At 70.0% G+C, this 9,594-nt stretch carries 8 protein-coding genes; all 8 read right to left on the bottom strand.

Annotated features, from left to right (window positions below):
• Nucleotides 1–98 precede the first annotated feature (98 nt).
• Nucleotides 99–812 carry an ABC-2 transporter permease gene (locus tag D1643_RS08445; protein WP_160710207.1) on the bottom strand — a complete coding sequence of 238 codons (714 nt, stop codon included), beginning with the start codon at nucleotides 810–812 and terminating at the stop codon, nucleotides 99–101.
• Nucleotides 809–1,708 carry an ABC transporter ATP-binding protein gene (locus D1643_RS08440; protein WP_160710206.1) on the bottom strand — a complete coding sequence of 300 codons (900 nt, stop codon included), beginning with the start codon at nucleotides 1,706–1,708 and terminating at the stop codon, nucleotides 809–811. Before D1643_RS08440 ends, D1643_RS08445 begins: the two co-directional genes overlap by 4 nt.
• Nucleotides 1,709–1,761: 53 nt before the next feature.
• Nucleotides 1,762–2,136 carry a GntR family transcriptional regulator gene (locus D1643_RS08435; RefSeq protein WP_160710205.1) on the bottom strand — a complete coding sequence of 125 codons (375 nt, stop codon included), beginning with the start codon at nucleotides 2,134–2,136 and terminating at the stop codon, nucleotides 1,762–1,764.
• Between the two features lie 468 nt (nucleotides 2,137–2,604).
• On the bottom strand, nucleotides 2,605–5,643 hold the full coding sequence (locus D1643_RS08430) for an ABC transporter permease (protein WP_160710204.1): 3,039 nt from the start codon (nucleotides 5,641–5,643) through the stop codon (nucleotides 2,605–2,607).
• Nucleotides 5,640–6,323 carry an ABC transporter ATP-binding protein gene (locus D1643_RS08425; protein WP_160710203.1) on the bottom strand — a complete coding sequence of 228 codons (684 nt, stop codon included), beginning with the start codon at nucleotides 6,321–6,323 and terminating at the stop codon, nucleotides 5,640–5,642. The genes D1643_RS08430 and D1643_RS08425 overlap by 4 nt, the downstream gene beginning before the upstream one ends.
• Before the next feature lie 200 nt (nucleotides 6,324–6,523).
• The gene (locus D1643_RS08420; protein WP_370520319.1) at nucleotides 6,524–7,561 is read right to left on the bottom strand and encodes a sensor histidine kinase; all 1,038 of its coding nucleotides are present in this window, start codon (nucleotides 7,559–7,561) and stop codon (nucleotides 6,524–6,526) included.
• Between the two features lies 1 nt (nucleotide 7,562).
• Nucleotides 7,563–8,234, bottom strand: coding sequence for a response regulator transcription factor (locus D1643_RS08415; RefSeq protein WP_160710202.1), 672 nt, complete (start codon nucleotides 8,232–8,234; stop codon nucleotides 7,563–7,565).
• An 862-nt stretch (nucleotides 8,235–9,096) separates the two neighbouring features.
• Nucleotides 9,097–9,594, bottom strand: a 498-nt coding sequence (locus tag D1643_RS08410) for a PD-(D/E)XK nuclease family protein (protein ID WP_160710201.1), incomplete at its 5' end; no start/stop codon positions are given.

Raw genomic sequence — 9,594 nt, 5'->3', positions numbered from 1 at the left:
CGCCGTTCGGGCCCCGCGTCCACCGCCTGGCGCGCGGCGGCCCCCGACGTCCGCCGCGCCCCGCGCGCCAGGCAGGGGCCCTCGTCGCGTTCGGCGCGCTACAGCTCGCGGCGCTCGTAGAGCCGCGCGGCCACGCAGGCGCTCGCTCCGTATAGCACGAGCGACGCTGCCACGGAAAGCCCGCAGGCCACCGCCAGGTTCGACCCCTGGGCGAGCCAGGCCTCCAGGCCCTCCAGCGCCCCCGCGCCCAGGCCTCCGTCCCCCACCAGGTAGATGGCGAAGGCCATGATCAGCACCACGGCCACCGGGACCAGGCGCGTCCCCTTCGTCACGCCGTAGCGCAGGACCAGCGGCAGCGCCAACGCGCAGGCCACCAGCATGATCACCACGGGCATGACCGCAGCGCCGAAGATGACCGGGACGAAGTCCCCCTGGGGCAGCAGCCCCTCCGGCACGACGACGCCCAGCGAACCGGCCAGCGCCCCGGCTGCCAGGGCCAAGAGCACGCCGAACGCGAAGCTCACCGCAAGCGACGCGGCGATCACCACGAGCAGGCTCGCATAGCGCCCGAACACCACCTGGCGCCGCGTCATCGGCAGCGTCAGGCGGAACAGCTCCCAGTTATGGGTCTCGTCGTAGGCGCTCACCGTGAAGAAGTACATGAACGGCACCATGACGGCCACCGCGGCGGCTCCGGCCACGATGCTCTGGGTGGCGAAGGAGATGAACACGTACACCAGCAGGCAGATGCCCGCCATCTGCGCAAGCGCGCTGCGCATGGTGACCAAATCGGAGATTACGAGGGTCTTCATCGGGCCTCTCCCTTCAGCATGAGCGTCATATAGTCTTCGATGGAGGCCTTGTCCACCGGCACCTGGGGGAAGGCGCGGGCGAAGGCGAAGCGGTCGGGAACGAGCACGTCCACGCCGTAGTCGTGGCGCAGGACGCGCGCCGCGCCCGGCGCGAGCGCCCCGGAGCCCAGCACCTCCTCCAGCTCGCCCGCGCGGCAGCGGGCCACGCCGGCCTCGTCGCAGATGACGTCCTTGGGCAGCGAGAACACGGGATGGCCCGCGTCGATGCACACCACCTCGTCGGCGATCTTCTCCAGGTCGGAGGTGATATGGGTGGACATGAGGATGCCGCGGTCGCCCGAGGCCATGAAGCCGCGCAGAATGTCGAGCACCTCGTCACGGGCCAGGGGATCGAGGCCCGCCGTGGCCTCGTCGAGCACGAGCAGCTCCGGGTCATGGGCCAGGGCGAAGGCCAGGGTGAGCTTCATGCCCATGCCGCGGGAGAGCTCCTTCACCGTCTTCTTGGGCGCCAGGCCGAAGGCCTCGCACAGCTCCTCGAAGCGACGGCGGCTCCACGTGGGGTAGGCCGCCCGCCCGATAGCCCCCACGTCCGCCACGCGGCAGGTGGCAGGAAAGGCGCAGGTGTCGAAGACCACGCCGATGCGCGCCTTCACGGCGTCGAGCACCTGGGCGCGGGCGCGGGCCCCGGGGCCCGCCACCGGCTCGCCCAGAAGCTCGATGACGCCGCCATCGGGGACGATGAGCCCCAGGATGGCCTTGAGCGTGGTGGTCTTACCGGCTCCGTTGGAGCCCACGAAGCCCACCACGGATCCCGGCTCCACGGCCAGGCTCACGTCCTGGAGCGCGAAGTCGCCGTAGCGCTTCTCCAGGTCGTCCACTCTTATCAGATAGTCCATGCGTGTCTCGCTTTCTTGCCTTATCCTGCGGCGGCGTGCGGGGCCGGGCCCGCTCAGCCTTCCTCTGCCATGAGGTCGAGCATGGCGTGCAGCTCCTCCGGCGCGATGCCGGCCGATGCGGCCTCGGCCACGGCCTGGGACAGGAGCGACTCCACGCGGCGCAGGCGCTCCTCGCGCAGCAGCTCCAGATTGCCGCCGGCCACGAACGAGCCCTTGCCCTGCACGGTGTCGATGAAGCCCGCCTCCTCCAGCTCGGCGTAGGCGCGCTTCGTCGTGATGACGCTGATGCGCAGGTCGTTGGCCAGGGCGCGGATGGAGGGCAGGGACTCGCCCTCCCCCAGCTCGCCCGCGAGGATGGCGCCCTTGATCTGGGACGCTATCTGCGCGTAGATGGGCTCGCCGCTGGCGTTCGATACGATGATGTCCAAGGTGCCTCCTCCCGGTCGGCGCCGACGCGGCGCGCGCCCGTTCGGTCGGATCCCCCGCGCTCGGCGTCCCGGACGACGGAGAATCGTGAATAGTGTATATACCCTATATACACATCATATATACACCTATGCACAGTGTCAAGAAAAAAGTCGGGTGTTTCACGTGAAACACCCGCCAGGAAGAAACCCGGAGATCCGAGAGGGGCCCGCCGCCAAGAGGAAGGGGCGCGCAAGGCGCCAGCAGAGGACGCGGCGGGGAGGACGCCGGGAGGCGCCTGACGGGGGGGCCGGGCGCAGTCGCCGACCGGAGCCACCAGGCGCGGGCGGCCAGGCGCCCCGCAAGACGCCCGCCCTCCCCCAGCGCCGACGCAACCCAGAATCCCACGCGCAAGAGAGGGCCGACGCTTCCCGCGAAACGTCGGCCCCGTCAGCTTCCACGCCCTCGCCTATCGCCGCGCGTCCCTGCCCTTAGGCGTTGTCCATGCGCAGGGCCTCCACCACGCTGTCAGCCTTGCAGCGGCGCATGCCGTAGGCCACGGAGATGCCGATGGCAACGGCGGTCATGGCGAAGGCGAGCGCCACGTAGCCCCAGGGCAACACGAAGGCCAGGCCGCTGATCGACAGGGATACCGCCCGGTACAGCAGGAAGGACACGCCCACCGAGACCAGGATCCCCGGCACGAGGCCGCGCAGGCACCAGGCGACGCACTCGTCCATGATCATGGCGCGGAACTGGCGGTTGGACAGTCCCGTCGAGCGCATCACGGCGAACTCACGACGGCGAAGGATGAGCCCGTTGGTCACCGTGTTGAACACGTTGGCCAGCGCGATGAGCGCAAGTATCACCGAGAACAGCAGGCAGAACACGTTGACCACGAGCGCGAGCATCTGGTTGCTGGTGGCGGAGCTGGCGTAATCGCTCATGCCCAGCCAAGAGGTCTCGTAGGGCGTCTCGTCGTGGAAGAAGGCGCCGGCGCGATCCACGAGCTCCTGAGCCACCACGGGCGACTGGCCCTCAGGCGCGTCGAAGTAGGCGGTGAAGGTGGGAGCGAAGATGCCGTATCCGCGGCTCTGCGCGAGCGACGTCGGCACGATGAGCTGCAGCTGATCGCCCGCTCTCCCCGCCACCGGCGGCGCCTCGTCGATGAGGGCGGCCACCTCGAGCGGCTCGAGCGCCATCTCCACCTGACTCGAGGCGAGCTCCTCCTCGCTCACGTCCTCGCGGCCGTCGTCGCGCAGGAAGAAGGGATCGAGCCTCACGAGGTTCTCGTCTCCCCCGCGTCCAGACCCGACGGGCGCGATGGAGAAGCCGTCCACGGGCACGCCGCGCAAGGCACCGCCCGCCAGCACCTCGACGGTGCCGGTGGAGCGGAGCACGTCCATCAGCTGGTAGACCGTGCCGTCGTTGCCATACCCCTTCGCCACGCCGATGGCGCGCGGATGGTCCGCGTCGTGGTAGTCCGCCGCGTCGAGCCCGTGCTCGGCGGCGAGGCGGTCGAAGGACGCGTCATCGAGGTAGGTGATGAGCGCGTTGGCCGCAAAGCGTCCGTCGGCCAGCTGGCCGCCGACGCCCCCGTTGGCGGGAACGCGATACGCCTTGCCGGCCATGGCATCGGGGAGGATGATCGGCGCGTAGCCGCCGAATTGCCAGCCCACCGGCTCGGCGTCTGGCGTGGCGCAGAGCACCTCCCATGCCTGGCCGAACACGGCAGCCTGGTCGATGAACCGCTCGTCGGAGAGGCGCACGGCCTCCGCTGCGGTCATCGGCTCGTCAAAAGCCGCAGCCGCAGCGCCCTCTTCCCCGGCGCCTGCGGAGCCCGCGTCCCCGGCGCCCCCTCCGCCGTCCTCGCCGTCGAACACCCGCAGCGTCGTCATCACGGCTATGTCCGCAGGGGCCTCGCCCCCGCCGGCCACGTCGGCGAGCGTGCCCAGGAACGCGGAGAGCGACCCGGCCGTCATCAGCAGCACGATGGCCAGCGCGAGCGAGACCGACGCCGCGCGCCCGCGGCTCGCGCCGCGCTTGCCGTTGAGGCGCGCCAGCTGGCCGCCCATCCCGAACACGCGCCCAGCCAGGCCACGGCCCGCCCACAGGCGGCTCGGCACCACGGCGCGCGCCGCCCGCGCCGCGCCGCGCTTGGACGCGCGATCGACCTGCGCGCCCCGCAGCGCGTCCACCACGTTCACGCGACTCGCGCGGACAGCAGGCACCGCCGCCGACACCAGCACCGTGACCAGGGTGAACAGGGCGGATGCCACGAGCGCCCAAGGCGCCACCTTCACCGGGAAGCCCACCTCAGCCGCGCCGAACACCTGCGCGATCATCGGCCCGATCAGCGCGAACGTCACCGTGCAGCCGGCAATGCCCACAACGAGCCCGAGCGGAATGCCGGCCAAGGCCACGCCCCCCGCCTCCAGAAGCACTGCGCGGCGCAGCTGGCGCTTCGACGCGCCGATGGACGCCAGCAGCCCGAACTGCCGCATGCGCTCGGCCACCGAAATGGCGAAGGCGTTGTAGATGAGCGACACGCACGACACGGCGATGACCACGGCCAGCACGGCTGCGATGGCGAAGAACGTCTCCCAGACGGCGCCATCCGAGCGCACGCCCATGTAGCGCAGCATCGCCAGGTGCAGCGACACATCTGCCTCGGGAAACACCGCCTTCGCGCGCTCCTCCACCTCCTTGGTGCTGTCTACGTCGGGAAGGGTGACGTACGCGCTCGCCACACCGTCGCCCGCAAGGCCGCCGACGAAGCCCGTCATGCCCGCGCCGTTGGAGCTGACGTAGGTAGAGCGGTCGTAGAAGCCCGTCACCGTGAAGGTGCGCTCCTCGACGTTCACGAGCTCCTCTTCGAACGAGCCGTCTCCCATGTCGCCCAAGTAGCCGTGGGACGAGTCGAGCTTCGTGCCGTCCACGATCACCGTCTCGTCCACGCTCGAGAAGTCGGAGGAGGACACGGATACCGAGAAGCTCTCGATGGAAGCCGCGTCCCTCCCCGGCTTGACCCGCGCGATGCGCTCGCCCACGGGCAGCGTGATGGTATCGCCCACCTCCAGGCCGCCGGTGTCGTGCCACGTCCCGGACAGCAGGATCTCGTCGGGCGCCTCGGGCAGGCGCCCCTCGCTCGGCCGCACGGCGCAGAGCTTCCCCACATCACCGGTGAACCCCTTCAGCACGAGGTAGCTGCCGTGGATGTCGCGCTGCTCCTCCGTCAGCTGGCCGAAGCCGAGGTCCTGGAGCACTGCGGCCTCCGCGAGCTCGCCCGACGCCAGGCCCTCCGCCAGCTCGGCATCGAGCTGCGCCGGATCATCGGAGCTGGCCTCCGCCATCCAGGTGCCCGAGAGATGACCCTCGGCCTCGTAGAGCATCGACTGGAGCGAGGTGTAGGTGGTGAGCACCGCGGTCAGGAGCGCCGCCGCCAAGGCGACGCCCGCCACGGTCACGAGCGTGCGCACGCGATTGGCCGTGAGCGAGCGCAGGGTGAAGCGGGTCATGGCGCCGCTCATCGCCGGATCCTCTCGTCACGCACGATGCGGCCGTCCTCGATGGCGATGATGCGGTCGGCGGCAAGGGCGATCTCCTCATCATGGGTGATGACGACGAGCGTCTGGCCCAGCGCGCGGTTGGACTCGCGCAGCAGCGCCATGATGTCGCGGGAGTTGCGCGTGTCGAGGTTGCCCGTGGGCTCATCGGCCAGCACCACGGCCGGCGCGTTCATGAGCGCGCGCCCGATGGCCACACGTTGCTGCTGGCCGCCGGAGAGCTGGCTGGGCAGGTGCCCCTCGCGTCCGCGCAGCCCCAGCTTGTCGAGCAGCCCGTAGAGCCGCCCCTCATTCACCGGCCGCCCGTCGAGGGCCACCGGCAGCGTCATGTTCTCCACCACGTTGAGCACCGGAACGAGGTTGTAGAACTGGTAGACGAGCCCCACCTCGCGGCGGCGGAACACCGCCAGCTCCTCGTCAGAGCGCGCGTACACGTCGACGCCGTTCAGCAGCACCTGGCCCGACGTGGGACGGTCCACGCCGCCCATGAGGTGCAGAAGCGTCGACTTGCCCGATCCCGACGATCCCACGATGGCGACGAACTCGCCCTCCGCGACGGAGAACGTCACGTCGTCGAGGGCCCGCGTGGCCGCCGTCCCCTCCCCGTAGACCTTCGTCAGGTGGCTGACGGTCAGGATGTCCATGGCATCCGCCTTTCCTTCTTGGCTTGCAGTCTGGGAACGAGTATGGCCAAGCGGCCTTTCCCACCCGTGACCAGCGCATTACGGAATCGTAATGCAAGCCGCGAGGCGGTGCCCCCCCCGCGCCCGGCGCGGCCGGCGCGGCCGCGCCCCAGCCCTCGGGGTGCAGGGGCGTGCGAGCGGGACGACTGGGAAACCGCGCGCTACACCACGAGCTTCGGGAAGCTGACGGTGAAGCGCGCGCCGCCCTGCTCGCCGTTGGCGGCGCGCAGGGTGCCGCCCTGGGCCGACACGAGCGCCTGGGCGAGCGCGAGCCCGATGCCGAAGCCGCCGGGCGCGCGCAGGGCGGCCTCCTCGGCTGTCTCGCCAGCGCCCTGACCGCGGCCGCGGTAGAAGCGCTCGAACAGGTGCGGCAGATCCTCCGGCGCGATGCCCGGGCCCGTGTCGCTCACCACGATGGACGTGGCCAGCGCGTCCTCACGCACGCGCACGCTCACCGTGCCGCCCGCCGGCGTGTGCTCCATGCAGTTCTTCACGATGTTCTCGATCGCCTCGGCCGTCCAACGGGCGTCCCCCTCGAAGACCGCGCTCTCGTCCACGTCCATCACCAGGGCCACGTCGTGAAGGTCGGCGGTCATGGCCAGGGGCTCCACGGCCCGCCGCGCCACGGAGGCGACGGTCACCGTCCGCATGTTCAGCGGCATGGCCCCGGCGTCCACCTTCGCTATCTTGAGCAGCGTGGTCACGAGCCACGCCACCCGGTCGAGCAGGGCCTCCAGCTCGCAGACGGCCCGCTTGCGACGCACCGGGTCGTCTGCGGCCTCGATGCCGGGCAGCATGAGTCCCACGGCCGTGAGCGGGGTGCGTATCTGGTGCGACACGTCCGCAAGCGCATCGGCAAGCGCCGACTTCTCGTGCGCGAGCTGCTCGCCGGCGCGCGCCAGGCGCGCCACCATCTTCCCCAGCTCATTGGTGAGGATGGCCACGTCCCCCTCGCGGCAGGAGCTGAAGCCAACGCTGCGGCCGCCGTGGAGCACCTCGTCGATCTCCGCCGTGAGCCGGCGGATCTGACGGTGACGCGCCCAGGACACCCCCAGGAAGAACGCGAGCGCCACCGCTCCGGCCGCCGCGCACCATGCGCCCGCGCCTGCGCCGGACGCATGGTGCGCCCCGGCCGTCATGAGCGCCATCAACGCGACGAGGGCCGCTCCCTGGCGAAACAGGGTGGTCGTCGATCCCACGCTACTCCCCCACCTTGTAGCCCAGCCCGCGCACCGTCACCACGATGGACGGCTCGGCCGGATCGTCCTCGACCTTCTCGCGCAAGCGGCGGATGTAGACGTTGATGGAGTTGTCGGACACGTACTCGCCGGCGCTGTCCCAGATGGCGTCGCGCAGGTTCTCACGCGTGATAAGCCGTCCCTTGTTCTGGAGCAGGTAGAGCAGCAGCTTGTACTCGAGCGCCGAGAGGAACACCTCGCGCCCGCCCTTCGTCACCGTAGCCGACGCCGCGTCCAGGCGCACGTCGCCAGCGGCAAGCACGCTGCTCGCCTCGCCGGAGGTGCGCAGCGCCACGCGGATGCGCGAGAGCAGCTCCCGGGCGCGGAAGGGCTTGGCGATGTAGTCGACGGCACCCATGTCGAGCCCCGCCACGGTGGAGAACTCATCGTCGGAGGCGGTCAGGAAGATGACCGGCATGGAGGAATGCGCCTCCCGCGCGGCAGCGCACACGGCGAACCCGTTGCCCTGGGCCAGCGTCACGTCCAGGAGCGCCAGGTCGAACGTGGTCTCGGCCAGCGCCGCCACCGCCTCGTCCTGGCGGCCGACCGCGCGCACGCGGTAGCCCTCGCCCTCCAGCAGGCCGGCGAGCGCCGAGACGATCATCGGGTCGTCCTCCACCAGCAGCACGTCCATGGGAACCCCCCTCACACGCAGGGCGCCCGCAGGCGCCCGAATAACCTGCGAGGATTATACCGCGCCTGCCGGACCAAGCCGTGCCGCCCGAGCGCGCATTACGAATGCGTAAGGCACGCCTGGCGGGGGCGGGCGGGTGACAGAGGGGGCGGGCGGGTGACAGAGGGTCACACCTAATGTCACCTCCGTCACCGGGTGACAAAGGGTCACACCTAATGTCATCCCCGTCACCGACCGACGCCCCCTGCCCCCCCGAAGAAGAGCGCGCAAATGCGAGGCACCGAAACGAGGGCGTAGCCGGCGCGGCGGAGACGGCACGAAGGGGCGAGGCGAGGGGGGGGGCGGCGCGCGGAAGCACCCTATGCGACGGTGTACTCAACAGAGGGGCTTCTGAGACGCGAGCGGGATGTTAGTGACATTAGGTGTGACCCAACGTCACTCAAGCAAGGTAGAAGCCGACCTGAGGGAATGCCGCCAGCTCCCCTCGTCCAGGTCCGGGCTATCAGGGACAAAAACCGAGGTGACAGAGGGTCACACCTAATGTCATCGACCCAAGTAGAGTGACATTAGGTGTGACCCAACGTCACCTTAGGTGTGACCCTCCGTCACTCGCAGGGTGACATTAGGTGTGACCCTCTGTCACCCCCTTAGGTGTGACCCGGGATGTTAGTGACATTAGGTGTGACCCAATGTCACTCCAATGTCACTCGACCCAATGTCACTCAAGCGAGGTAGAAGCCGACCTGGGGGAATGCCGCCAGCTCCCCTCGTCCAGGTACGGGCTATCGGGAACAAAAACCGAGCAAGTGACAGAGGGTCACACCTAATGTCATCGACCCAAGTAGAGTGACATGACCCTCTGTCACCCCGCGAGCCGGAGGAGGGCCTCCTCGAGGACGGGGAGGTCGGCGGCGGCATAGCGGTAGGACAGCTGCTGGGGCTCGGCGGGGTCGGATGGACTGGCCTGCTCAACGCGGACGAAGACGAGCTCGACCGCCTCGTAGCCGACGGCGAGCGCCGCATAGGCATAGCACGCAGCCTGAAGCGCGTGCTTGGCACGCAGGTCAGCCGGCGCCTCATCGGGAGATCCGCCCGTCTTGTAGTCGACGATGAGCGCCTCGCCAGCCGGCGCGGCCCAGGGCCCGTCGGTGGCGACCAGATCCATCGCGCCCCAGAGCGCAGCGTCGCCAAGAGACACGGAGAAGGGCAGCTCCGGCGCCATGTGCGCTCGGGCGCGGACGCGCTCGCGCAGGCTGCTCGCCAACCAGCGGTCGAGCGCCGCGGCCAGACGCGCCTCGTCGCCCACGCCGTAGGCGCGGGCCTGGGCGGCCACGGCCGCACGGGCCGCGTCGGCGCCGCG

The sequence above is a fragment of the Enterorhabdus sp. P55 genome, assembly GCF_009911695.1.
In the GTDB taxonomy this organism is placed as follows: Bacteria; Actinomycetota; Coriobacteriia; order Coriobacteriales; family Eggerthellaceae; genus Enterorhabdus.
This window is presented reverse-complemented; position numbering and strand designations above follow the sequence as displayed.

What these genes read in the sequence shown, in the direction of transcription:
- D1643_RS08445 (WP_160710207.1), bottom strand. Translation starts at nt 812, where the DNA reads ATGAAGACCCTCGTAATCTCCGATTTGGTCACCATGCGCAGCGCGCTT.
- D1643_RS08440 (WP_160710206.1), bottom strand. Translation starts at nt 1,708, where the DNA reads ATGGACTATCTGATAAGAGTGGACGACCTGGAGAAGCGCTACGGCGAC.
- D1643_RS08430 (WP_160710204.1), bottom strand. Translation starts at nt 5,643, where the DNA reads ATGAGCGGCGCCATGACCCGCTTCACCCTGCGCTCGCTCACGGCCAAT.
- D1643_RS08425 (WP_160710203.1), bottom strand. Translation starts at nt 6,323, where the DNA reads ATGGACATCCTGACCGTCAGCCACCTGACGAAGGTCTACGGGGAGGGG.
- D1643_RS08415 (WP_160710202.1), bottom strand. Translation starts at nt 8,234, where the DNA reads ATGGACGTGCTGCTGGTGGAGGACGACCCGATGATCGTCTCGGCGCTC.